This window comes from Pseudomonas asplenii (assembly GCF_001293465.1).
Taxonomy (GTDB): Bacteria; Pseudomonadota; Gammaproteobacteria; order Pseudomonadales; family Pseudomonadaceae; genus Aquipseudomonas; species Aquipseudomonas fuscovaginae_B.
In genome coordinates this window covers 452,319-474,967 of sequence record NZ_JSYZ01000009.1, presented here as the reverse complement: position 1 = coordinate 474,967, position 22,649 = coordinate 452,319, and the positions used below count along the sequence as shown (strand labels likewise).

Here is a 22,649-nt window from a genome sequence, read left to right as displayed (position 1 = left end):
CGATTTCGTACATAGCCTAGAGTCGCCGGGTCGGTGCTGCAAGGTTGTGTTCCGGACAGCATGAAGAAAGGACCCGCTGTAGCCGCGGGCCCTGAATGCCATCAGAGCTTCGGCAACTGCCCGATGCGGCCCATCATCTCGGTGACGATCTGCAGGTCCAGTTGGAACTGCTCCACCGTCTTGAACTCGTTGTCGGTGTGCCCGGTGTACTTGACCTCCGGCCGGGCCAGGCCGAACTGCACACCATTGGGCAGTTCATGGACCGAAGTCGCACCGGCGGAGGTGCCGAACCTGTGCGGCATGCCGAGGTTCTCGCTGGCCACCGCAAGCAGTGCCTTGACCCACTCACCCTCGGGGTTGCGGTACATCGGTTCGGCGATCTTGTAGTCGAAGGTCACTGCCACATGGGTCTTGCTGCTCCAGGCCTCGAGCTTTTCGGCGATTTCGGACTTGAGCACCTGCGGGCTCCTGCCCTTCGGTACCCGCAGGTTGACCGCCAGCTTGAGAACCTTTTCATCCAGCCCGACATAGGTCAGCGAGGTGGTCAGCGGGCCCATGAAGTCATCGGCAAAACCGACGCCCAGCTTGTTGCCCAGGTAGTCCAGCCCCCAGTTGTCGGCGGCGTAGCGGGCGGCATCGGTGATGTGGTTGTGCTTGAGCGCGACCTTGCCGTCCAGGCTGTGGATAAAGTCCAGCATCCGCGCCACCGGGTTGACGCCCGATTCGGGTTCGGAGGAGTGGGCGGAAACGCCGGTGACGGTCAGCGTGACATCCTTGCCGGCAACCTTGGCAGTCACCTCGAAGTTGTCGCCATGTTGCCTGACATACTCGGCGCCGGCCTTCTGCAGGCTGGCAGCCAGTTCGGCAGGCTGGTCGGTGACCAGGGTGGCGACCGATGCCGAAGGGATCTGATTGGTCGCCAGGCCGCCGGTCAGCGCGGTGATCTCGGCGCCCTGGCCTTCGGCAGCGCGCCGGCTAAAGCGGGCCATGACGGTGCCGTAGCCTTTTTCGGCGATCACCACCGGGTAGCCGCCATCCAGCGCCAGGTTGTAGTCGGGGGTCGGGTTGCGTTCGAAGTAGTAGGGGATGGCGTCACCGCTGGTTTCCTCGGTGGTGTCGATCAGCAGCTTGAAGTTTCTTGCCAGCGGCAGCTTCTCTTCCTTGATGATCTTCATCGCGTAGAGCGCCACCACGATACCGTTCTTGTCATCCTCGGTGCCGCGGCCATACATGCGGTCGCCGATCAGGGTGACCTTGAAGGGATCAAGGCGGGTGCCGTCCTTCAGGACCCAATTCTCCGGGGTCACCGGCACTACGTCGGCATGGGCGTGAATACCTACGACTTCCTTGCCGCTGCCGTCGAGGGAGATTTCGTAGACGCGGTTGTCGATGTTGCGAAAGTTCAGGTTGAAGGACTGTGCCAGGCTCTTGATCCTGTCGGCGATCCGGATGAACTCCGGGTTGTCGTGCTGCTCCACGCCGTCGACGCGAAAGGTCGGGATCTCGACCAGTTCGCGCAGGGTTTCGGTGGCGGCCTTGCCATACTTCACCCGTGCATACAGGCCGAGCAGGCGGTGGATCTCGTTCTGCTGTTCGGGGGGCAGGCTCTTGTTGCCCAGGAACGCGCTGATGGCCGGGCCCAGGTTGGCGCTCTTCGCCAGCTCGCTCTTGCCCAGGCTGCCGAGGAACTGCCGGAAATCCGTGACCGAAGTGTCGCTGAAGGACTTGAGAATAGCCTCGTTCTGTTTTGCGCTGAGGTTGGCCGAGGCGGGGATGGCGAGCGCCGAGAGACCGGCCAGCAGCGTGGCGCAGGCCAGTCGTTTGAGTGCGAAGTTCATTGCAGGAGGCATTCCTTTGCAAGCGGATTGTGGGAAATATCTGATCGATCAGACAAAAACCTGTTCAAGCTAACACCTTGAGCGCGTGATAAGGGAGCCCTTGTCCGTCGATTTTTCGCACAACAGTCGTGCAAATCTGCTTGCAGCACGCCTTCCATGTCGGCGCGGTCGGGCTTACAGGGATAGTACCAGCCGCCCGGCAAAGAGGATCAGTACGACGCCCATGCTGCGCTCGAACCAGTGACCCATTCTCAGGAAGGCCTGGCGTACCCGCTCGCTGGAAAACAGCAGGCTGACCAGGATGAACCACAGCGCGTTGACGGCGCACATCCAGAGCCCATAGAGCGCCTGGATCTGCAGCGGTGTCGAGGTGCTGACCACCGTGGTGAAGATCGCCAGGAAGAACAGCGTCGCCTTGGGGTTGGTGGCGTTGGTCAGGAAACCGGTTGAAAAGGCCTTGAACAGGCCCTGGCGCGGCGCTCCATCCGCCGCCTGTGCGGCGATGTCCGCCCGGGCCGCCTGCGGTTTGCTCCTGAGCAGGTTGAGGCCCAGGTAGAGGATGTAGCCGGCCCCGATGACCTTGGCGACATGCAGCAGCCAGGGTGCGCTGTTCATCAATGCGCCGACGCCCAGCAGCGTGTACAGCACATGCACCGAGATGCCGGCGCCAATGCCGATGGCCGTCAGCAGCCCGACCAGCCGGCCGAAGCGTACGCTCTGGCGGATGGTCACGGCGAAGTCCGGGCCGGGGGCGACCACGGCGAGAAAATGGATGGTCGCCAGGGCGATGAATTCAGGGAGGTACTGGGAGTGCATGACGGTTTCCACGGGGCAGTCGTTGAGGGGCGGGGCGCTGATCAGCCTTGTCGGTGGCCAGTATAAAAATGGCCTGGACATGTGATAATCCACTCAAATCTCAATGGACCTGTGCGTCATGAGCATGAATCCACCCCTGGCACTGCTCGGCGAAATGGCGATTTTCGTCAAGGTGGTCGAGACTGGCAGTTTCTCCGAGGCGGCCCGTCAGCTCGGCTCGTCACCTTCGGCCGTCAGCCGCTCGATCGCCCGCCTGGAAAAGGCCCTGGCAACCCGACTGCTGCAGCGCACCACGCGCAAGCTGCGCCTCAGTGAAAGCGGCGAGGAGACTTTCAAGCGATGCCGGGAGATGGTCAATGCGGCCCGCTCGGTCATGGAGATCAGCGGTCAGTACACCGACGAGGCGCAAGGCCTGGTGCGCGTCAGCGTGCCGAAGGCGGTGGGGCGCTTCGTGGTGCACCCGCACATGCCGGCGTTTCTGCGACGTTATCCACAGGTCGACGTGCAGATGATTCTTGAAGACCGTCCCGTCGACCTGATCGAGGACAATGTCGACCTGATCCTGCGCATCACCGATCACCCACCGGTGGGGCTGGTGGGGCGCCAGTTGATGCCCATCGAGCACCTGCTGTGCGCGACCCCGCACTACCTGGCCGAGCACGGGACGCCGCGGCATCCCCATGACCTGTTGGAGCACAGTTGCATCTATCTGGGGGATACGCCCAACGATTCGCGCTGGAAATTCAGGCGGGGTGGCAAGACGGTGACGGTTGGCGTGCGCGGGCGCTATGCGGCCAATCATACGGGGGTGCGGCTGGACGCGGTGCGGCAGCATATCGGCATTGGCAGCCTGCCGTATTTCACGGCCAAACATGCCCTGGAGCGGGGCGAGATCGTGCAGGTATTGCCGCAATGGACTTTCCTCGCGTCCTACCATGGCGGGCTGTGGCTGCTGTATCCGCCGACGCCCTACCTGTCGCCGAAGTTGCGGGTGTTCATCGATTATCTGGTGGAGTGCCTGGCGCGGGAGCCGACCCTTAAATCCGCCCAGGCCTCGGTATCACCTTGACCCGGGAGGCGCAACGGGCCTTGCAGGAGCCGGGCTTGCCCGCGAAGCTTTTAGTGTCCTCAAGGACCTCTTCGCGGGCAAGCCCGGCTCCTACAGGGCGGCGTCAGGCCACGGGGCGCAATTGACCCTCGGAGAGGAGGGGAGGCGGGAAATCAGTGCTTGCTGTCCTGATCCGACAGCGCCAGCAACTGCTTTTCCTGGTTCCAGTCGAACGGCTCGTCGTTCTGTTCGGCTTCGTAGCGGCGCTCTTCCAGGGCCTGGTACAGGTCCAGTTCCTCGTCGGGCATGTAGTGCAGGCAATCGCCGCCGAAGAACCACAGCAGGTCGCGCGGGACCAGATGGGCGATCTGCGGGTAGCGCTGGATCACCTGGCACAGCAGGTCCTGGCCCAGGTACTGGCTTTCGATCGGATCGACCGGCAGTTGCGCGCGCAGTTCATCGAAGCGCTCCAGAAACAACGCGTGGCTTTCCTCGGGCACCTGTTCGGCTTCGCCGACGGCGACCAGGATGCTGCGCAGGTGGTCGAGCAGGACCAGATGATCGGCAAGTACGTTGGACATGGCAGGGGCCTCAAGAATAAAACAGGCGCGGGAGTATAAAGCTCCGCACGCCTGTTGTCCCGTCGGGCGAGGCTGGGCGACGGACGGAGCGTCGCCGGCCGCTGGGCTGTCAGCGCACCTTGCCCGCGCTCGGGCTCAGTTCCTCCTTGCTGAAGTCGTCCACGTCGATCACCCTGCGCCGTGCCGCTTCGGCTTCGCGCAAGGCTTGCGCCTCGCGTGGTTGCAGCACTCCGGCTTCCAGGCCCGCATCGATCGCCGATTCCCCGGGGGCCGGCGCGAGCTGGCCGCTCCTGAGTGCCGTGTGCAGTTTTTTCTGCGCTTCATGGCTGGCGGCCAACAGGTCGTGGGCTTGCTGCAGGGCACCCACCGGATCGTCCGCCGCTTGCGGGCGATAGCAGCCGGCGAGGATCGCTTCCAGGGCCGGATCGCCCTTGGCTCGGCCCAGCACCGCGGCGACTTCGGCATCGAGGGCGTCCGACGGCCCGGTGTGGCGACGGCCGAACGGGAAGACGATGACCCGCAACAGGCAACCGAGCATTCGGCTTGGGAAGTTGCGCAGCAGTTCGTCCAGGGCCCGTTCGGCATGGCCGAGGCTTTCTTCCAGGGCCCAGGCCAGCAGCGGGTCGAGTGCTTGCGGCGAGTTCAGGTCGTGATAGCGCTTGAGCGCCGCCGAGCCGAGATACAGGTGGCTGAGCACATCGCCCAGGCGGGCTGACAACCGCTCGCGGCGTTTCAGCTCGCCACCGAGCAGCATCATGCTCAGGTCTGCCAGCAGGGCGAAGGCCGCCGCCTGGCGATTCAGGGCCCGGAAATATTTCTGGCTCAGGCGGTTGCCCGGTGCCGCTTCGAAGTGTCCGAGCCCGAGGTTCAGCAGCAGGCTGCTGCCGGCATTGCCCACGGCAAAGCCGATATGCCGCAGCAACAAGCCGTCGAACTCCTTCAGTGCCTGGTCGTGGTCCTCGCGGGCGGCCAGGGCCATTTCCTTGAGCACGAACGGATGGCAGCGAATCGCCCCCTGGCCGAAGATCATCAGGTTGCGCGAGAGGATGTTCGCGCCTTCGACGGTGATGAAGATCGGCGCACCTTGCCAACTGCGGCCCAGGTAGTTGTTGGGGCCCATGATGATGCCCTTGCCGCCGTGGACATCCATGGCGTGGCCGATGCACTCGCGGCCGCGTTCGGTCAGGTGGTACTTGAGGATGGCCGACAGCACCGAGGGCTTCTCGCCCAGGTCCACGGCATTGGCGGTGAGCATCCGCGCACTGTCCATCAGCCAGGCATTGCCGCCGATTCGTGCCAGGGCCTCCTGGATGCCTTCGAAGGCGGCCAGCGGCACATTGAACTGCTCGCGCACCTGCGCGTACTGGCCGGTGACCAGGCTGGTGAACTTGGCCGCGCCGGTGCCGACCGCCGGCAGCGAGATCGAGCGGCCCACCGACAGGCAGTTCATCAGCATCATCCAGCCCTTGCCGAGCATGTCCCGGCCGCCGATGAGGTAGTCCAGGGGGATGAACACGTCCTTGCCGGCGTTCGGGCCATTCATGAAGGCGGCGCCCAGCGGCAGGTGACGACGGCCGATCTCGACGCCCGGGGTATCGGTGGGGATCAGCGCGAGGCTGATACCCAGGTCCTCCTGCTCACCGAGCAGATGGTCCGGGTCGTGAGCCTTGAACGCCAGGCCGAGCAGGGTGGCGACGGGGCCGAGGGTGATGTAGCGCTTTTCCCAGTTCAGGCGCAGGCCGAGGACCTCCTCACCGTTCCAGTCGCCCTTGCAGACCACGCCGGTATCCGGCATCGCCCCGGCATCGGAGCCCGCCAGTGGCCCGGTCAGGGCGAAGCAGGGGATGTCGTCGCCGCGGGCCAGGCGTGGCAGATAATGGTCGCGTTGCGCTTCGGTACCGTAATGCAGCAGCAGTTCCGCCGGCCCCAGGGAGTTGGGGACCATGACGGTGGAAGCCAGGTCGCCGCTGCGGGTCGCCAGCTTCATCGCCACCTGGGAGTGGGCATAGGCAGAGAAGCCCTTGCCGCCGTACTCCTTGGGAATGATCAGGGCAAAGAAGCCGTGCTCCTTGATATGCGCCCAGGCTTGCGGCGGCAGATCCATGTCCTGGCCGATCTGCCAGTCGCTGACCATGGCGCAGAGTTCTTCGGTCGGGCCGTCGATGAAGGCCTGCTCTTCCTCGGTCAGTTGCGCCTTGGGATAGGCCAGCAGCTTGTTCCAGTCCGGGCGACCGCTGAACAGTTCGCCATCCCACCACACGGTGCCGGCATCGATGGCATCGCGTTCGGTCGCGGACATCGGCGGCAGGACCTTGCGGAACCAGGCGAACAGCGGAGCCGTGAACAACCGGCGGCGCAGGTCGGGCAGCAACAGGGGGGCGGCGACCGCCGCGAGGAACAACCAGAGCACCGGCATCAGGCCGCCGGGGGCATGACCGAGGGTTCCCATCGCCAGGAGATACAGCGCCACTGCGCCAAGGGCGGGCAGCGCGGCGATGCGCCGGTGTGCCAGGTAGGCGACGCCGAGCAGCAGAACCAGTATCCACAACAGCAGCATATTCAATCCTCCATGAGACAGGGCAAAAACACTTCAGAGCTTAGTCGGCATCCGGCAAGCCGGATGCCGGGGCTGTGTATCCAGATCGGTGGGAGCGGGCCGCCGGACGGATGCCGCCGCGCACTGCCCGCAAGAAAGGCACGGTGGGTCTGTGACTTGGCCGAATCGTCGTGCCCGGCGCGCGGTGCCCGGGGCTAGACTCGAGACTGGCCACGGGGACTGCGCTCATGCACGAGTATCTGAATCCAGGACGCTTCATCGATAGTGACCACCCGGCGGTGATGGAGTTCGCCGAGAGTCGTCGCGGCGCCAGCCGCGACCCGAGGGAACAGGCCATCAGTCTGTACTACGCCGTGCGTGATGAGGTTCGCTACAACATCTACGCCTTCAGCCGCAACCCGCAGACCTTGTGCGGCAGCCATGCCCTGGCGCTGGGGCAGAGCTACTGCGTGCCCAAGGCGACCCTGCTTGCCGCCTGCGCCCGGCACTGCGGGATACCGGCCCGGATCGGCCTGGCGGACGTACGCAATCACCTGTCGACGCCGCGGGTGCTGGAGTTGCTCAAGAGCGAAGTGTTCGCCATGCACGGCTATACCGAGCTCCATCTGGACGGACGCTGGGTCAAGGCCACGCCGGCTTTCGACAAGGGTCTGTGCGAAGCCTTCGGGGTGATACCGCTGGAATTCGACGGGCATAGCGACAGCGTATTCCATGCCTACACCCAAGACGGCCAGCGGCACATGGAATACCTGCGCGACCACGGGCAGTTCGCCGATGTGCCGCAGGCGTTGTTCTTCGGTCATCTGGCCGAGTGTTATCCCCACCTGTTCCTCGCCGACGCGCTGCCCTTGCGAGGTGACATGCGCGGCGATTTGAGTCGTGGCTGATCGGGCGTAGACTGCGTCGGCATTTATCCTGTGAGAGGCCGTCATGCTGAAGATCTGGGGTCGGAAGAATTCGTCGAATGTCAGGAAAGTACTGTGGATTGCCGAGGAGCTGGGACTTTCCTACGAGTCCATCGATGCCGGTGGTGCCTTTGGTGTCGTGAACACGCCGCAATACCGTGAGAAGAATCCCAATGGCCTGGTGCCGATGATCGAGGATGGCGACTTCGTCCTGTGGGAATCCAACGCCATCGTCCGCTACCTGGCGGCCAGGCACGCCGCCAACCCGGTCTGGTCACCGGCGGACTTGCAGGTGCGTGCCCGTGCCGAGCAGTGGATGGACTGGGCCACCTCGTCCTTCGTCGCGCCGTTTCGCGTGGTGTTCTGGGGCGTCATGCGCACGCCGGCCGAGCAGCAGGACTGGACCGCGATCAACGCCGGCTTGCAAGCCTGTGGCGAGCTTCTGGCCATGGCCGACCGGGCTCTGGCGCAGCAGCCCTACCTGTCCGGCCAGGAGATCGGCCTGGGCGACATTCCCCTGGGCAGCTTCATCTACGCCTGGTTCGAGATGCCCATCGAACGACCGGAGTTGCCCCATTTGAGTGCCTGGTACGAGCGCCTCAAGCAACGTCCGGCCTACCAGCGTGCGGTCATGACCGCTTTGACTTAATAGCTACTATTAACGCGGGTTGCTGTACTTGTGCGGCGTAGCCAAGCACCATAGTCCTGGCGCGCCGCTATTGTTCACGACCCGGCGTGCCCTTATATGGGGCTATGGAAGGCCGGCCATGCGGTTGGTTTTCGCGCAGTTTCCCGACTTTTTCCTTCCTTCTTGGTGCATCGTCCGCTATGAGTTCCGCTCTGTCCATCCGGCAGCTAACCAAAACCTACGGCAACGGTTTCCAGGCCCTGAGTGGTATCGATCTGGACGTCGCCGAAGGTGATTTCTTCGCCTTGCTCGGCCCCAACGGTGCCGGCAAATCCACCACCATCGGCATTCTCTCGACCCTGGTGAACAAGACCAGCGGCACGGTGAATGTCTTCGGCCACGACCTGGACCGGCAACCCGCCGCACTCAAGCGCAGCATTGGCGTGGTGCCGCAGGAGTTCAACTTCAACCAGTTCGAGAAGACCTTCGACATCGTCGTGACCCAGGCCGGCTACTACGGCATCCCGGCCAAGGTCGCCAAGGAGCGCGCCGAGCAGTACCTGACCCAGTTGGGCCTGTGGGACAAGCGCGACGTGCCGTCCCGTTCGCTGTCCGGCGGCATGAAGCGCCGGCTGATGATCGCCCGGGCACTGGTGCACGAGCCGCGCCTGCTGATCCTCGACGAGCCGACCGCCGGGGTCGACATCGAGTTGCGTCGTTCGATGTGGACCTTTCTCACCGAGCTGAACGAGAAGGGCATCACCATCATCCTCACCACCCATTACCTGGAAGAGGCCGAACAGCTGTGCCGCAACATCGGCATCATCGATCACGGCACCATCGTCCAGAACACCAGCATGCGCCAGTTGCTCAGCCAGTTGCATGTCGAGACCTTCCTGCTCGACCTCAAGCATGCACAAACCGTCGCACCTAGCCTGATCGGCTACCCGAGCAAGCTGCTCGACAGCCATACCCTGGAAGTGCAGGTGGACAAATCCGTGGGCATCACCGAACTGTTCGGCCAACTGGCCACGCAGCAGATCGAGGTCCTCAGCCTGCGTAACAAAACCAATCGCCTTGAGGAACTGTTCGTGTCACTGGTAGAAAAGAATCTGTCGAAGGTGGCGGTATGAGTTCGGAGCTGCAGGCCAACCTGGTCGCCCTCAACACCATCGTCTACCGGGAAGTGCGGCGCTTCATGCGGATCTGGCCGCAGACCCTGCTGCCGCCGGCCATCACCATGGTCCTGTACTTCGTGATCTTCGGGAACCTGATCGGCCGGCAGATCGGCGACATGGGTGGCTTTACCTACATGGAGTACATCGTGCCGGGGCTGATCATGATGTCGGTGATCACCAACTCCTACGGGAACGTGGTCTCGAGCTTCTTCGGCAGCAAGTTCCAGCGTTCGATCGAGGAGCTGATGGTGTCGCCGGTTTCGCCGCACACCATCCTCGTCGGCTACACCCTGGGCGGTGTGCTGCGCGGCCTGATGGTGGGGATCATCGTGACCCTGCTGTCGCTGTTCTTCACCCACTTGCAGGTCCATCACCTGGGCGTGACCCTGCTGGTGGTGGTGCTGACGGCGACGATCTTCTCGCTGCTGGGGTTCATCAACGCGGTGTTCGCGCGCAACTTCGACGACATCTCGATCATCCCGACGTTCGTGCTGACGCCACTGACCTACCTGGGCGGGGTGTTCTACTCCATCAGCCTGCTGCCGCCGTTCTGGCAGACCGTATCGCTGGCCAATCCGGTGCTGCACATGGTCAACGCCTTCCGCTATGGCATTTTAGGGGTATCGGACATCCGTATCAGCGTGGCCATCGCCTTCATGCTGCTGGCGACCGTGGTGCTGTATTTCGGTTGCGCGCGGCTGCTGGTCAGCGGGCGCGGCATGCGCCAGTAAGCCCAGGCGACCCTGGCATGCCTGGCATGCCTGGCGGGCCGGGGCGCCCCGATTTCTTTGGTACAGCGCAACCTTGTAGGAGCGTGGCTTGCCCGCGAAGCTCTTGGCGTTCTCAAGGAACTCTTCGCGGGCAAGCCACGCTCCTACAGGGGGCGGTATTCATTTGGGGCGGCGCTGTTCCCGGCGCCGCTGCCACTGCCGGGCCACCCACCAGCGCCAATAACCCATGGTCAGGCAGTAACCGAGGGCCGCCATCACCAATCCCAACAGCACCGAACCCAGCAGAAAGGGTTGCCACAGCGTCGACAGCTGGTCGCTGATCCACGCCCAGGTCAGTTCGTCCGGCAGGCTGCGTGGCGGCAGGTTCATCACCCAGCTTCCCAGCTTGTAGGTGCAATAGAAGATCGGCGGCATGGTCAGCGGGTTGGTCAGCCACACCAGGCTGACGGCGATCGGCAGGTTGCCGCGCAGAAAAATCGCCAGGCACGCCGCCAGCAGCATCTGCAACGGGATGGGTATCAGTGCGGCGAACAGGCCGACCGCCATGGCCCGTGACACCGAGTGGCGATTGAGGTGCCAGAGGTTCGGATCGTGGAGCAGCTGGCCGAAAAATCGTAAGTGCTTGTGTTCGCGGATGCTCTGCGGGTCGGGCATGTAGCGTTTGAATAGGCGACGCGGCATAGGGCTTCTCGGTCGGTTCAAGCGGGCAGTATGCCCGGATTCTACTGACGACCCATTCAGACATTGTGACAATTGATAAAGCAGCTGCCGGCCAATCGGGCTATTCCGAGAACTGAACGGGTTCATGGAGTGAGAGATGCGCACAGGGATGTTGGCGCTGGCGGCGGGCCTGCTGAGCCTGCGTTTTCTGCCGCAGTTGCCTCCGCTCGGGTGGCTGCCGGTGTTGTCGCTGCTCGGCCTGATGCTGTTGCCGTTTCGCAGCTATCCGGTCGCGCTGGTGCTGTTCGGTTTCAGTTGGGCCTGCCTGCAGGCTCACCTGGCCTTGAGTGACCGCCTGGCAGCGCAGCTGGACGGCCAGACACTGTGGCTGGAAGGGCAGGTGGTGGGACTGCCGGAAAACGATGGAGCAGTGCAACGCTTCGTGCTGGAAGACGCGAGCTCCCGGCGCACGCTGCTGCCGCGGCGCATGCGCCTGGCCTGGTACGGCGGGCCCGCGGTCGGCAGTGGCGAGCGCTGGCGGCTGGCGGTCAAGCTCAAGTCGCCGAGCGGGCTGCTCAATCCCCATGGCTTCGACCGTGAGGCCTGGTTGCTGGCCCAGCGGATCGGCGCCTCCGGTACCATCAAGGACGGCCAGCGACTGGCCGCATCGCCGGGGTCCTGGCGCGACGGGATTCGTCAGCGCCTGCTGGCGGTCGATGCCTGGGGCCAGTCGGCGACCCTGGTGGCGCTGGTGCTGGGCGATGGTTCGGGTTTGTCGCCTGACACCTGGCGCGTCCTGCAGGACACCGGCACCGTGCACCTGCTGGTGATTTCCGGGCAGCATATCGGGCTGTTCGCCGCGCTGGTCTATGCCCTGGTGGCGGGGCTGGCGCGTTATGGCCTGTGGCCGCGGCACCTGCCCTGGCTACCCTGGGCCTGCGGCCTGGCCTTTGCCGCGGCGCTGGGCTACGGATTGCTGGCCGGCTTTGGCGTCCCGGTGCGCCGGGCCTGCGCGATGATAGGCATGGTGCTGCTCTGGCGCCTGCGCTACCGCCATCTGGGGGTGTCGTGGCCGTTGCTGGTGGCGCTGAACCTGGTCCTGCTGGTCGAGCCCCTGGCCAGCCTGCGATCGGGTTTCTGGCTGTCGTTCGCCGCAGTGGCGGTGCTGATCTTCTGTTTCGCCGGCCGGCTGGGGGCCTGGAACCTCTGGCAAACCTGGACCCGCGCGCAATGGACCATCGCCCTCGGCCTGCTGCCGTGGCTGCTGGCGCTCGGCCTGCCCATCAGCCTCAGCGGCCCGTGGGTCAACCTGGTCGCGGTGCCCTGGATCAGCCTTGCGGTACTGCCGCTGGCCTTGCTCGGGACCCTGACCTTGACGCTACCCTGGATCGGTGAAGCGCTGTTGTGGCTGGCCGGCGGCCTGCTGGAAATCCTGTTCCAGGGGTTGGCCCAGGTGGCGACACGGGTACCGGCCTGGCTACCCGGAACCCTTGCACCCTGGGCCTGGGGCCTGGGCAGCCTGGGTGTTCTGCTGTTGTTGCTGCCCGCGGGCGTGCCGTTACGGCCCCTGGGCTGGCCGCTGGTGGCCATGGTGTTGTGCTCGCCGCCGTCCAGGGTGCCGCAAGGGCAGGCCGAAATCTGGCAACTGGACGTCGGGCAAGGCCTGGCGATCCTGGTCCGTACCCGCCATCACAACCTGCTGTATGACGCGGGGCCGCGCTTCGGCGCGTTCGACCTGGGCCAGCGGGTGGTCCTGCCGACGCTGCGCAAGCTGGGGGTACGCGAGCTTGACCTGATGCTGATCAGTCACGCCGATGCCGACCATGCCGGTGGTGCCCTGGCGGTCCGCAACGGTATGCCGGTGAACCGGGTGATCAGTGGTGATGCCCCGGGATTGCCGGCACCCCTGCATGCCGGTACCTGCCCCAGTGGCGAGCGCTGGCAATGGGACGGAGTGAGTTTCGGGCTCTGGCAATGGGCCGCGGCGCAGGACAGCAACCAGCGTTCCTGCGTGCTGCAGATCGAGGCCCGGGGGGAGCGGCTGCTGCTGACCGGAGACATCGACACCCACGCCGAGCAGGCCTTGCTGGACAGTCCGCTGGCGGTCGCCACCGACTGGCTGCAGGCCCCTCATCATGGCAGCCGCAGTTCCTCGTCGATGAGCTTTCTCCAGCGACTGGCGCCGAGGGCCGTGCTGATTTCCCGGGGTCGTGGAAACAGCTTCGGCCATCCGCATCCGCAGGTGATGGCTCGTTACCAGGCATTGGGGATGGCGGTACATGACAGTGCCGAGCAGGGTGCGGTGCGCCTGGTGCTGGGGGCTTTTGGCGATGCGCAGTCGCAGCGCGAGGACAAGCGATTCTGGCGTTGATCCGATAGAGAGCTGAGCACTCCAGTCCCCTTGTGGGGGTGCCGGTGCAGCGTGATTCAAATAGCCCAGGGTTATTAAACCGCTCCCTGATGCGACATCACGTTCTTCGGCCCGGCCGACCCCTATGTTAGAGTGGCGCACTTTTTCGAGGGGGCTGTCACTGTGTGGGAATTGGTCAAATCCGGCGGCTGGATGATGTTGCCGATCATTCTGAGTTCCATCGCCGCCGTGGGTATCGTCGCCGAGCGCCTGTGGACCCTGCGCGCCAGCCGGGTGACCCCGGAGCATCTGCTGGGGCAGGTCTGGGTGTGGATCCGCGACAAGCAGCTGGACAAGGAAAAACTCAAGCAACTGCGCGCCGATTCGCCCCTGGGTGAAATCCTCGCCGCGGGCCTGGCGAACTCCAAGCACGGTCGCGAGATCATGAAGGAGTGCATCGAAGAGGCCGCCGCCCGGGTGATCCATGAACTGGAGCGCTACATCAACGCCCTCGGCACCATCGCCGCCATGTCGCCGCTGCTCGGCCTGCTCGGTACGGTGCTGGGCATGATCGATATCTTCAGCTCGTTCATGGGCTCGGGCATGACCACCAATGCGGCCGTCCTCGCCGGCGGTATCTCCAAGGCTCTGATCACCACCGCGTCGGGCCTGATCGTCGGTATTCCCGCGGTGTTCTTCCACCGCTTCCTGCAACGCCGCATCGATGAGCTGGTGGTGGGCATGGAGCAGCAGGCGATCAAGCTGGTCGAAGTGGTCCAGGGCGACCGCGATGTTGAAATGCCCGGGGGCAAAGCGTGAAGTTCCGCCGCAAGCCCCGGGAAACCATCGATATCAACCTCGCCTCGCTGATCGACGTGGTGTTCGTCCTGCTGCTGTTTTTCGTGGTCACCACCACCTTCACCCGCGAAACCCAACTGCGGGTCGACCTGCCGCAGGCGGTCAGCGGTTCGCCGGCGGAGGATCAACTGGTCAAGCAACTGGACATCGCCATCAGCGCCGATGGCGTATTCTCGGTGAACAACCAGATACTGCCGAAGAATGACCTGTCGACCCTGATGGAAGCGTTGCAGAAGGAGTCCAACGGTGACACCAACATGCCGCTGTCGATCAGTGCCGACGGCAAGACCCAGCACCAGGCCGTGATCACCGCGATGGACGCCGCCGGCAAGCTCGGCTTCAGTCACTTGCGCATGACCACCGTCGAGGCGGCGCCGGCGCCCTGATGGCTCTCTCGGACCGTTTGTTGCGCGCCTGGTACGAGGGCCATCCGGCCCTGACCCTGCTGCGCCCGCTGGAGTGGCTGTATCGTCGCGTGGTCGATGGCAAGCGCGCCCGCTTCGTTGCCGGCGCAGGCGACATCTACCAGCCTGCGGTGCCGTTGATCGTGGTCGGCAACATCACGGTCGGCGGTACGGGCAAGACCCCGATGATTCTCTGGCTGGTCGAGCATTGCCGTCGTCGCGGCCTGCGCGTGGGCGTGGTCAGCCGTGGTTACGGCGCCAGGCCGCCGAGCCTGCCATGGCGGGTACGTGCCGGGCAGTCCGCGGCGGTAGCCGGCGACGAGCCGCTGCTGATCGTCCGGCGCAACGATGTGCCGCTGATGATCGATCCGGATCGCAGCCGCGCGGTGCAGGCCCTGCTGGCCGAGGAACAGCTCGACCTGATCCTCTCCGACGACGGCCTGCAGCATTACCGCCTGGCCCGCGACCTGGAACTGGTGCTGATCGACGCCGCCCGTGGCCTGGGCAATCGCCGCTGCCTGCCCGCCGGCCCCCTGCGCGAGCCGCTGGAGCGCCTGCAGAGTGTCGACGCGCTGATGTACAACGGCGCCGACGCCGATCGCGGCGACGGTTTCGCCTTTCGCCTGCAGCCGACCGCTCTGGTCAATCTGCTGAGCGGCGAACGCCAGCCGCTCGACCACTTTCCCGTCGGCCAGGCGTTGCACGCGGTGGCCGGCATCGGTAATCCGCAACGTTTCTTCAATACCCTCGAAACGCTACACTGGCAGCCTGTGCCCCACGCCTTTGCCGATCATGCCGAATACAGCGCGCAGGCCCTGAGTTTCACGCCGTCGCTGCCGTTGGTCATGACCGAAAAGGACGCGGTGAAATGCCGGGCGTTCGCGGCCGCCGACTGGTGGTACCTGGCGGTCGACGCGGTGCCTTCCGAAGCGTTCGTGGCCTGGTTCGACACGCAATTGCTGCGTCTGCTGCCCGATCGTCTTTTGCCCTAAACCCCTTTTTATCCAGGGAACTCCTCATGGACACCAAACTGCTCGATATCCTCGCTTGCCCGATCTGCAAGGGGCCGCTCAAGCTCAGCTCCGACAAGACCGAGCTGATCAGCAAGGGCGCCGGCCTGGCGTTCCCGATTCGCGACGGCATCCCGGTGATGCTCGAGAGCGAGGCGCGCACCCTGAGCGCCGATGAGCGTCTGGACAAATGAGCACTCCGTTCATCGTCGTGATTCCGGCGCGGTATTCCTCCACGCGCCTGCCGGCCAAGCCTCTGCAACTGATCGCCGGCAAGCCGATGATCCGGCACACCTGGGAACAGGCGCGCAAAAGCAGCGCCCAGCGGGTGGTGGTGGCCACCGACGACCCACGGATCGTCGAAGCCTGCCAGGCCTTCGGCGCCGAAGTGCTGTTGACCCGCGAAGACCATGAGTCCGGCACCGATCGCCTGGCCGAAGTCGCCAGCCTGCTGGGGCTGGAGCCGGAGGCGATCGTGGTCAACGTCCAGGGTGACGAGCCGTTGATCCCGCCGGCGGTGATCGACCAGGTTGCGGCCAACCTGGCGGCGCACACCGAAGCGCGCATGGCCACCCTGGCCGAGCCGATCGAAGAGGTCGAGGCGCTGTTCAACCCGAACGTGGTCAAGGTGGTCAGCGACATCAACGGCCTGGCCCTGACCTTCAGCCGGGCCACCTTGCCCTGGGCCCGCGACGATTTTGCCGGGGATCGTGAACACCTGCCGAAAGGCGTGCCGTTCCGTCGGCATATCGGCATTTATGCCTACCGTGCCGGCTTCCTGCATGACTTCGTCGGCTGGGGCCCGTGCTGGCTGGAAACCACCGAGCGCCTGGAGCAGTTGCGGGCCCTGTGGCACGGCGTGCGAATCCATGTGGCCGACGCCCTGGAGGCACCGCCCACCGGCGTCGATACACCACAAGACCTCGAACGCGTTCGTCGTTTGCTGGAGGCCTGATGCGGGTCCTGTTTGTCTGCCTGGGCAACATCTGTCGTTCGCCCACGGCTGAAGGCGTCTTGCGCCACAAGTTGCGCGCGGCCGGTCTCGCCGAACTGATCGAGGTCGATTCCGCCGGTACCGGCCACTGGCATGTCGGCAAGGCGCCGGACAGCCGCAGCCAGCGGGCTGCGCGGCTGCGCGGCTACGACCTGTCGGCGCAGCGCGCCCGCCAGGTGAGCAGCGCGGATTTCAACCGCTTCGACCTGATCCTCGCCATGGACCAGAGCAACCTGCGCCACCTCAAGCAGCTGCAGCCGGCCCAGGGCAAGGCCGAGCTGGACCTGTTCCTGCGTCGTTACGACGGTGCGTTGGACGAGGTCCCGGATCCGTACTACGACGAGGAACACGGCTTCGAACAGGTACTGGACCTGATCGAGCAGGCCAGCGATCGTCTGGTCGACGAACTCCGGGGGCGTCTATGAGCCTGCAACCGCAAGCCGGTGTTTCCCTCAAGCCCTACAACAGCTTTGGCGTCGATGTCCGTGCCCAGTGGTTCGCCGAGGCCCACGGTGATGACGACGTGCGCGAGGCCCTGGCTTTCGCGGCGCAGCGGCAATTGCCCCTGCTGGTGATCGGCGGTGGCAGCAACCTGCTGCTGACCGGCGATATCCAGGCGCTGGTGTTGCGCATGGGCAGTCGCGGCATTCGCCTGCTCAGCGATGACGGCCAGCGTGTGATCGTCGAGGCCGAGGCCGGCGAACCCTGGCATCCGTTCGTGCTGGCTACCCTGGCCCAAGGCTGGTATGGCCTGGAGAACCTCAGCCTGATCCCCGGCACCGTCGGCGCCGCGCCGATGCAGAACATCGGTGCCTATGGCGTCGAGATCAAGGATGTGTTCGCTGGCCTCACCGCCCTCGACCGGCAGACCGGCGAATTGCGCGAGTTTTCCCTGCAAGAGTGCCAGTTCGGCTACCGCGACAGTCTGTTCAAGCACGCCCAGGGGCGCTGGCTGATCCTGCGGGTGCGCTTTGCCCTGAGCCGGGTCGAGCAGTTGCACCTGGGCTACGGTCCGGTGGCCGAGCGCCTGAAAGAGCAGGGTGTCAGTCAGCCGGGGGCGCTTGATGTCAGTCGGGCGATCTGCAGCATTCGCAGCGAGAAACTGCCGGACCCGGCGGTACTCGGCAATGCCGGGAGCTTCTTCAAGAACCCGCTGGTCTCGGCCGCTCACGCCGCCGAGCTGAAGCAGGCTCACCCCGCGCTGGTTGGTTATCCACAGGCCGACGGGCAGGTGAAACTGGCGGCCGGCTGGTTGATCGAGGCGGCCGGCTGGAAGGGCTTCCGCGATGGCGACGCCGGTGTGCATCGCCTGCAGTCGCTGGTGCTGGTCAACCACGGCGCGGCGACGGGGGAGCAACTGCTGGCCCTGGCCCGGCGGATCCAGGCCGATATCGCCGAGCGTTTTGCGGTTCAGCTGGAAATGGAACCGAACCTCTACTGAATGAGGCTATGCTGATCGTTGGTCAGCCGGAGCGCTTTCTCTCAAAGCCCTGTGCAGTCGGACTGCATGGGGCTTTTTTGCATGGAATGGCTTTCCCCGGGCTGGTCAAAACGGTAAAAAAGCCTCAACGAACGGCCCGGTGAAGCATCCGCTTCACAAGAGAGCCGATTAGCCTGAGTCGATCTGCTGCCGTCCGTGCGGCCCCTTGCAGATGGCTCGACCCCATGACCTTCAACGATGCGGGCGTGCCCATGATTACCCTGAAACTCAATGGTCAAGACCATCCCCTGGACGTCACCGAGGATATGCCGCTGCTCTGGGCTATTCGCGACGTGGCGGGTTATACCGGGACCAAATTCGGCTGCGGCATGGGCCTGTGTGGTGCCTGTACCGTGCATATCGACGGCCTGGCGGCCCGTTCCTGCGTCACGCCGATCGGCTCGGTGGTGGGCCGCGACGTGCGCACCATCGACAACCTGCACAGCGATCCGGTCGGCCAGGCGGTACAACAGGCCTGGCTCGACGGTGGCGTGGCGCAGTGCGGGTTCTGCCAGGGCGGACAGATCATGTCGGCCACTGCCCTGCTCAAGGTGAACCCCAAGCCCAGCGACGAGCAGATCGAGGAAGCCATGCTTGGCAATATCTGCCGCTGTGGCACCTACAACCGCATCAAGACGGCCATCCAGGCCGCGTCCGCCCATTTGCAGGAGGCCAAGGCATGAGCCGCTCCCTGAACGATTTCGCCCTGAGCAACCTCAGCCGGCGCGGCTTTCTCAAGGGGGTCGGCGCCACTGGCGCGCTGGTGCTGGCGGCCACCTGGGGCCTGCCCGATGCCTTTGCCGAAGGCGAGAAGAAGTACGGCGCCGACGGCATGCCCAATGGCTGGGTCGACGATCCCAAGGTTTATGTCAGCATCGACGCCGACGGCAGTGTGACGGTGGTCTGCAACCGTTCGGAGATGGGCCAGGGCGTGCGTACCAGCCTGAGCATGGTGGTGGCTGACGAACTGGAGGCCGACTGGGCGCAGGTCAAGGTCCGCCAGGCGCCGGGAGACGAAGTGCGTTTCGGCAACCAGGACACCGATGGCTCGCGCAGCATGCGTCACTGGTACGAACCCATGCGCCGCTGTGGTGCTGCCGCACGGACCATGCTGGAACAGGCTGCCGCGCAGCAATGGAACGTGCCGGTCGGCGAGTGCCGGGCGCAGTTGCACAAGGTTATCCACAGCCCGAGCGGGCGCGAGCTGGGCTATGGAGCCCTGGCCGCCGCTGCCGGCGCCCTGGCGGTGCCGCCGCGGGACAGTCTGCGGCTCAAGCAGCCCGCGGAGTTCCGCTATATCGGCAAGGAATCGACGCGGGCCATCGACGGTGCGGATATCGTCAACGGCCGTGCCCTTTACGGGGCCGATATCCATTTCGAGAAGATGGTCTATGCCACCGTGGCGCGTCCGCGGGTGTATGGCGGCAAGCTCAAGTCGTTCGATGCGGCGGCGGCGCTGAAGGTGCCGGGGGTGCTCAAGGTGCTGGAGATCGAACCTCGCCCGTTGCCGTCCGAATTCCAGCCGCTGGGTGGCGTGGCGGTGATCGCCAGCAACACCTGGGCCGCGATCAAGGGGCGCGAGGCGCTGAACATTGTCTGGGACGATGGCGACAATGCTCGCTACGACTCGGTTGCCTATCGCCAGGAACTGGAAGCCGCGTCGCGCCAGCCGGGCAAGGTGGTGCGCAATACCGGCAATGTCGATGAGGCGCTCAAGGGGGCCGCGAGCCACTTCGAGGCCGGCTACTACCTGCCGCACCTGGCGCAGGCGCCGATGGAGCCGATGGTCGCCATCGCCCGTTTCAACGACGGGCAATGCGAGGCCTGGGCGCCGACCCAGGCCCCCCAGGTCACCCGCGAGCGGATTGCCGAGCGGCTGGGCATCGGTTTCGACCAGGTCACCGTCCATGTCAGCCTGCTCGGTGGTGGCTTCGGGCGCAAGTCCAAGCCGGACTACGTCATCGAGGCGGCGATCCTGGCCAAGGCGATGCCGGGTACGGCGGTGCGGGTGCAATGGACCCGCGAGGACGACATCCACCACTCCTATTTCCACACCGTGTCGGCGGAATACCTGCAGGCCAGCCTGAACCAGGACGGTACGCCATCCGGCTGGCTGCACCGCACCGTGGCCCCGAGCATCACCGCGCTGTTCGCGCCGAACATGAACAACGAGGCGGCGTTCGAACTGGGCATGGGTTTCACCAACATGGCCTATGACATTCCCAACGTGCGCCTGGAGAACCCCGAGGCGAAAGTCCACACCCGGGTCGGCTGGTACCGCTCGGTGTCGAACATTCCCCATGGTTTCGCCATCCAGAGCTTCGTCGACGAACTGGCGCACAAGGCCGGCCAGGATCCGCTGGCCTATCAGCTCAAGCTGCTGGGACCCGACCGGCAGATCGATCCGCGCAGCCTGAGCGAACAGTGGAACTACGGTGAGTCGCCGGAGCGTTACCCGATCGATACCGGACGCCTGCGCACCGTGCTGGAAACCGCGGCCAAGGCGGCCGGTTGGGGGCGCAAGCTGCCCAAGGGACGTGGCCTGGGCCTGGCGGTGCACTACAGCTTCGTCACCTATGTGGCGGCGGTGATCGAGGTCGAGGTCAAGGACGATGGCACGCTGATCGTGCACAAGGCCGATATCGCCGTGGACTGCGGACCGCAGATCAACCCGGAACGGATCCGCTCGCAGTTCGAGGGCGCTTGCGTGATGGGCCTGGGCAACGCGGTGCTGGGCGAGATCAGCTTCAAGGAGGGCCAGGTCCAGCAGGACAACTTCCATATGTACGAAGTGGCGCGCATGTCCCTGGCCCCCCGGGAAGTGGCGGTGCACCTGGTCACGCCGCCGGGCCAGGTGCCACTGGGTGGTGTCGGTGAACCTGGGGTGCCGCCGATCGCGCCGGCGCTGTGCAATGCGATCTTCGCTGCCACCGGTCAGCGTATCCGCAACCTGCCGGTGCGTTATCAACTGCAAGGCTGGAACAAGGCGCAGGCCTGATGGACAGCGTCGATCTGAATGTCCTGCGCAGCGTCCTGCAGTGGCGCCGCGCCGGGCACCGGGTAATGCTGTACAGCGTGGTCCGGACCTGGGGCAGCGCGCCGCGCCAGCCCGGGGCGATGCTGGCCTTGCGTGGGGATGGCATGGTGATCGGCTCGGTGTCGGGTGGTTGCATCGAGGATGACCTGATCGCCCGCCTGCACGATGGGCGCCTGCCCGCAGACGGGCCCCCGGTGCAACTGGTGACCTATGGTGTCAGTCGCGAGGAGGCGGCGCGCTTCGGCCTGCCGTGTGGTGGCACCCTGCGTCTGACCGAGGAACGGGTCGGCGATGTCGCCTGGGTCGAGCAACTGCTGCGGCGTTGCGAGGCTCACGAGATCGTCGCGCGTGAACTGGATCTGCTCAGCGGAACGGTGACTCTGCATGAGGCCGGCCGGCAGGATCTGCTGAGCTTCGATGAGCGCACGCTGCGGGCCATCTACGGGCCGCGCTGGCGCCTGCTGCTGATCGGCGCCGGGCAGTTGTCGCGCTATGTGGCGCAGATGGCGCGGATGCTGGATTTCGAGGTACTGGTCTGCGATCCGCGCGAGGAGTTCATTCACGGCTGGGAGGAACCGCACGGCCGTTTCGTACCGGGCATGCCCGATGAGGCGGTGCTGAATATCCAGGCCGACGAGCGCACGGCGATCGTCGCGCTGACCCATGACCCGCGGCTGGACGACATGGCCTTGCTGACGGCGCTCAATTCCAGGGCCTTCTACGTCGGTGCGCTGGGCTCGCGGGTCAACAACCGCAAGCGGCGGGACAATCTGGCGCTGCTGGGGCTGGGCAGCGAGGCGATCGCACGGTTGCATGGGCCGATCGGCTTGCCTATCGGCAGTCACACGCCGGCGGAGATCGCCTTGTCGCTGTTGGCCGAGATCGTCGCGATCAAGAACGGCGTGGAGTCACGGCAGAAGAAAGCGGAGCTGGCACCGGGTGAATGAGTCGATTGCCGCGATCATCCTGGCGGCGGGGCAGGGCAGTCGGTTCCGGCAGGTGGCCGGGGCCGATCAGGACAAGTTGCTGGCCGCTTGCGAGGGGCGTGACGGGGTGGTGCGTCCGGTACTGGAACAGGTGCTGCGCAGCCTGCCTGACAGCCTGGGCGCGCGGGTGCTGGTGACCACGGCGGATCGGCCTGAAGTGATTCGCCTGGGCCAGGCCCACGGCTGCCGGGTGCTGTTGCCCGGGTCCACGGGCATGGGTGACAGCATTGCCACCGGGGTCGCCGCCAGTGCCGAGGCCGACGGCTGGCTGATGGTGCTGGGGGATATGCCATTTATCCTGCCGGAGACCTTTGAACGGGTGCTGGCGAGGATGGCAAGGGAGCGGATCTGCGTACCGACGCTGGCTGGCGGGTATGGGCATCCCGTGGGGTTCGGCCGCGATTTCGGGGAGGCGTTACGGGCGTTGTCCGGTGATCGTGGAGCGAAGGCGCTGTTTGCCACGGGGCGGGTCGAGCCGGTGCCGGTGGAGGACCGCGGGATCGTCTGGGATGTCGATGTGCCTGCAGCTCTGGTTTTCGAAGCGCACCACCCATGACCCATGAAAAAGCCCCGCCTGCATCACTGCAG

Annotated in this window: 22 protein-coding genes; 17 read left to right on the top strand and 5 right to left on the bottom strand. The window is 65.1% G+C overall.

Features of this window, described 5'->3' with window-relative positions; genetic code table 11:
- Positions 1–101: 101 nt before the first annotated feature.
- Together PF66_RS13915 and PF66_RS13910 are read right to left on the bottom strand one after the other, a co-directional pair.
- Positions 102–1,838: a dipeptidase gene (locus tag PF66_RS13915; protein ID WP_054061409.1), complete on the bottom strand. Its 1,737-nt coding sequence runs from the start codon at positions 1,836–1,838 to the stop codon at positions 102–104.
- A 174-nt stretch (positions 1,839–2,012) separates the two neighbouring features.
- Positions 2,013–2,654, bottom strand: a complete 642-nt coding sequence (locus PF66_RS13910) for a LysE family translocator (RefSeq protein WP_054061408.1) — start codon at positions 2,652–2,654, stop codon at positions 2,013–2,015.
- Positions 2,655–2,772: 118 nt separating this feature from the next.
- Here PF66_RS13910 and PF66_RS13905 point away from each other — a divergent pair, with 118 nt between their 5' ends.
- Complete coding sequence (locus PF66_RS13905; protein ID WP_054063015.1) at positions 2,773–3,723, top strand: LysR family transcriptional regulator; 951 nt, start codon at positions 2,773–2,775, stop codon at positions 3,721–3,723.
- A 152-nt stretch (positions 3,724–3,875) separates the two neighbouring features.
- Here PF66_RS13905 and PF66_RS13900 read toward each other — a convergent pair whose 3' ends face one another.
- Positions 3,876–4,283: a PA2817 family protein gene (locus PF66_RS13900; protein WP_017905788.1), complete on the bottom strand. Its 408-nt coding sequence runs from the start codon at positions 4,281–4,283 to the stop codon at positions 3,876–3,878.
- A gap of 109 nt (positions 4,284–4,392) precedes the next feature.
- Positions 4,393–6,840 carry an acyl-CoA dehydrogenase gene (locus PF66_RS13895; RefSeq protein ID WP_054063014.1) on the bottom strand — a complete coding sequence of 816 codons (2,448 nt, stop codon included), beginning with the start codon at positions 6,838–6,840 and terminating at the stop codon, positions 4,393–4,395.
- A gap of 227 nt (positions 6,841–7,067) precedes the next feature.
- On the opposite strand from PF66_RS13895, the gene PF66_RS13890 reads away from it, so the two are divergent.
- The 4 genes from PF66_RS13890 to PF66_RS13875 all read left to right on the top strand — a co-directional run bounded on the left by PF66_RS13890 (position 7,068) and on the right by PF66_RS13875 (position 10,282).
- Complete coding sequence (locus tag PF66_RS13890; protein ID WP_054061439.1) at positions 7,068–7,727, top strand: transglutaminase-like domain-containing protein; 660 nt, start codon at positions 7,068–7,070, stop codon at positions 7,725–7,727.
- Between the two features lie 43 nt (positions 7,728–7,770).
- Positions 7,771–8,394 (top strand): glutathione S-transferase family protein, encoded by a 624-nt coding sequence (locus PF66_RS13885; protein WP_054061438.1) that lies wholly within the window; start codon positions 7,771–7,773, stop codon positions 8,392–8,394.
- Between the two features lie 179 nt (positions 8,395–8,573).
- Positions 8,574–9,506, top strand: coding sequence for an ABC transporter ATP-binding protein (locus PF66_RS13880; protein WP_054061437.1), 933 nt, complete (start codon positions 8,574–8,576; stop codon positions 9,504–9,506).
- Positions 9,503–10,282, top strand: coding sequence for an ABC transporter permease (locus PF66_RS13875; protein ID WP_054061436.1), 780 nt, complete (start codon positions 9,503–9,505; stop codon positions 10,280–10,282). The genes PF66_RS13880 and PF66_RS13875 overlap by 4 nt, the downstream gene beginning before the upstream one ends.
- A 159-nt stretch (positions 10,283–10,441) precedes the next feature.
- Here the strand turns inward: PF66_RS13875 and PF66_RS13870 are convergent, their stop codons facing one another.
- Positions 10,442–10,963, bottom strand: a complete 522-nt coding sequence (locus PF66_RS13870) for a DUF2062 domain-containing protein (protein WP_054063013.1) — start codon at positions 10,961–10,963, stop codon at positions 10,442–10,444.
- A gap of 136 nt (positions 10,964–11,099) precedes the next feature.
- Between PF66_RS13870 and PF66_RS13865 the strand changes: the two genes are divergently transcribed.
- The 12 genes from PF66_RS13865 (at position 11,100) to PF66_RS13810 (ending at position 22,617) form a co-directional block, all read left to right on the top strand.
- Positions 11,100–13,313, top strand: a complete 2,214-nt coding sequence (locus tag PF66_RS13865; RefSeq protein ID WP_054063012.1) for a DNA internalization-related competence protein ComEC/Rec2 — start codon at positions 11,100–11,102, stop codon at positions 13,311–13,313.
- A gap of 162 nt (positions 13,314–13,475) precedes the next feature.
- Entirely contained in the window at positions 13,476–14,111 is a 636-nt protein-coding gene (locus tag PF66_RS13860; protein WP_054061405.1) for a MotA/TolQ/ExbB proton channel family protein, read from the top strand.
- Positions 14,108–14,536, top strand: coding sequence for an ExbD/TolR family protein (locus tag PF66_RS13855; protein WP_054061406.1), 429 nt, complete (start codon positions 14,108–14,110; stop codon positions 14,534–14,536). Before PF66_RS13860 ends, PF66_RS13855 begins: the two co-directional genes overlap by 4 nt.
- On the top strand, positions 14,536–15,546 hold the full coding sequence (lpxK, locus tag PF66_RS13850; RefSeq protein WP_054063011.1) for a tetraacyldisaccharide 4'-kinase: 1,011 nt from the start codon (positions 14,536–14,538) through the stop codon (positions 15,544–15,546). Before PF66_RS13855 ends, lpxK begins: the two co-directional genes overlap by 1 nt.
- A 26-nt stretch (positions 15,547–15,572) precedes the next feature.
- Positions 15,573–15,758 (top strand): Trm112 family protein, encoded by a 186-nt coding sequence (locus PF66_RS13845; RefSeq protein WP_054063010.1) that lies wholly within the window; start codon positions 15,573–15,575, stop codon positions 15,756–15,758.
- A complete protein-coding gene (gene kdsB / locus PF66_RS13840; RefSeq protein ID WP_054061192.1) occupies positions 15,755–16,519 on the top strand; it encodes a 3-deoxy-manno-octulosonate cytidylyltransferase in 765 nt (254 codons plus the stop codon). The genes PF66_RS13845 and kdsB overlap by 4 nt, the downstream gene beginning before the upstream one ends.
- Entirely contained in the window at positions 16,519–16,983 is a 465-nt protein-coding gene (locus PF66_RS13835) for a low molecular weight protein-tyrosine-phosphatase (protein WP_054061191.1), read from the top strand. Before kdsB ends, PF66_RS13835 begins: the two co-directional genes overlap by 1 nt.
- Positions 16,980–17,999 carry a UDP-N-acetylmuramate dehydrogenase gene (gene murB / locus PF66_RS13830; protein WP_054063009.1) on the top strand — a complete coding sequence of 340 codons (1,020 nt, stop codon included), beginning with the start codon at positions 16,980–16,982 and terminating at the stop codon, positions 17,997–17,999. Before PF66_RS13835 ends, murB begins: the two co-directional genes overlap by 4 nt.
- Before the next feature lie 251 nt (positions 18,000–18,250).
- Positions 18,251–18,721: a (2Fe-2S)-binding protein gene (locus PF66_RS13825; protein WP_054061193.1), complete on the top strand. Its 471-nt coding sequence runs from the start codon at positions 18,251–18,253 to the stop codon at positions 18,719–18,721.
- Complete coding sequence (locus tag PF66_RS13820) at positions 18,718–21,036, top strand: xanthine dehydrogenase family protein molybdopterin-binding subunit (protein ID WP_054061189.1); 2,319 nt, start codon at positions 18,718–18,720, stop codon at positions 21,034–21,036. Before PF66_RS13825 ends, PF66_RS13820 begins: the two co-directional genes overlap by 4 nt.
- Positions 21,036–22,022 (top strand): XdhC family protein, encoded by a 987-nt coding sequence (locus tag PF66_RS13815; protein WP_054061188.1) that lies wholly within the window; start codon positions 21,036–21,038, stop codon positions 22,020–22,022. Before PF66_RS13820 ends, PF66_RS13815 begins: the two co-directional genes overlap by 1 nt.
- Positions 22,015–22,617, top strand: coding sequence for a nucleotidyltransferase family protein (locus PF66_RS13810; RefSeq protein ID WP_054063008.1), 603 nt, complete (start codon positions 22,015–22,017; stop codon positions 22,615–22,617). Before PF66_RS13815 ends, PF66_RS13810 begins: the two co-directional genes overlap by 8 nt.
- Positions 22,618–22,649: the final 32 nt, after the last annotated feature.

Bases quoted from the DNA above. Each gene is read 5' to 3' on its own strand.
- PF66_RS13915 (WP_054061409.1), bottom strand. From the start codon at position 1,838: ATGAACTTCGCACTCAAACGACTGGCCTGCGCCACGCTGCTGGCCGGT.
- PF66_RS13910 (WP_054061408.1), bottom strand. From the start codon at position 2,654: ATGCACTCCCAGTACCTCCCTGAATTCATCGCCCTGGCGACCATCCAT.
- PF66_RS13905 (WP_054063015.1), top strand. From the start codon at position 2,773: ATGAGCATGAATCCACCCCTGGCACTGCTCGGCGAAATGGCGATTTTC.
- PF66_RS13900 (WP_017905788.1), bottom strand. From the start codon at position 4,283: ATGTCCAACGTACTTGCCGATCATCTGGTCCTGCTCGACCACCTGCGC.
- PF66_RS13895 (WP_054063014.1), bottom strand. From the start codon at position 6,840: ATGCTGCTGTTGTGGATACTGGTTCTGCTGCTCGGCGTCGCCTACCTG.
- PF66_RS13890 (WP_054061439.1), top strand. From the start codon at position 7,068: ATGCACGAGTATCTGAATCCAGGACGCTTCATCGATAGTGACCACCCG.
- PF66_RS13885 (WP_054061438.1), top strand. From the start codon at position 7,771: ATGCTGAAGATCTGGGGTCGGAAGAATTCGTCGAATGTCAGGAAAGTA.
- PF66_RS13880 (WP_054061437.1), top strand. From the start codon at position 8,574: ATGAGTTCCGCTCTGTCCATCCGGCAGCTAACCAAAACCTACGGCAAC.
- PF66_RS13875 (WP_054061436.1), top strand. From the start codon at position 9,503: ATGAGTTCGGAGCTGCAGGCCAACCTGGTCGCCCTCAACACCATCGTC.
- PF66_RS13870 (WP_054063013.1), bottom strand. From the start codon at position 10,963: ATGCCGCGTCGCCTATTCAAACGCTACATGCCCGACCCGCAGAGCATC.
- PF66_RS13865 (WP_054063012.1), top strand. From the start codon at position 11,100: ATGCGCACAGGGATGTTGGCGCTGGCGGCGGGCCTGCTGAGCCTGCGT.
- lpxK (WP_054063011.1), top strand. From the start codon at position 14,536: ATGGCTCTCTCGGACCGTTTGTTGCGCGCCTGGTACGAGGGCCATCCG.
- PF66_RS13845 (WP_054063010.1), top strand. From the start codon at position 15,573: ATGGACACCAAACTGCTCGATATCCTCGCTTGCCCGATCTGCAAGGGG.
- kdsB (WP_054061192.1), top strand. From the start codon at position 15,755: ATGAGCACTCCGTTCATCGTCGTGATTCCGGCGCGGTATTCCTCCACG.
- PF66_RS13835 (WP_054061191.1), top strand. From the start codon at position 16,519: ATGCGGGTCCTGTTTGTCTGCCTGGGCAACATCTGTCGTTCGCCCACG.
- murB (WP_054063009.1), top strand. From the start codon at position 16,980: ATGAGCCTGCAACCGCAAGCCGGTGTTTCCCTCAAGCCCTACAACAGC.
- PF66_RS13825 (WP_054061193.1), top strand. From the start codon at position 18,251: ATGATTACCCTGAAACTCAATGGTCAAGACCATCCCCTGGACGTCACC.
- PF66_RS13820 (WP_054061189.1), top strand. From the start codon at position 18,718: ATGAGCCGCTCCCTGAACGATTTCGCCCTGAGCAACCTCAGCCGGCGC.
- PF66_RS13815 (WP_054061188.1), top strand. From the start codon at position 21,036: ATGGACAGCGTCGATCTGAATGTCCTGCGCAGCGTCCTGCAGTGGCGC.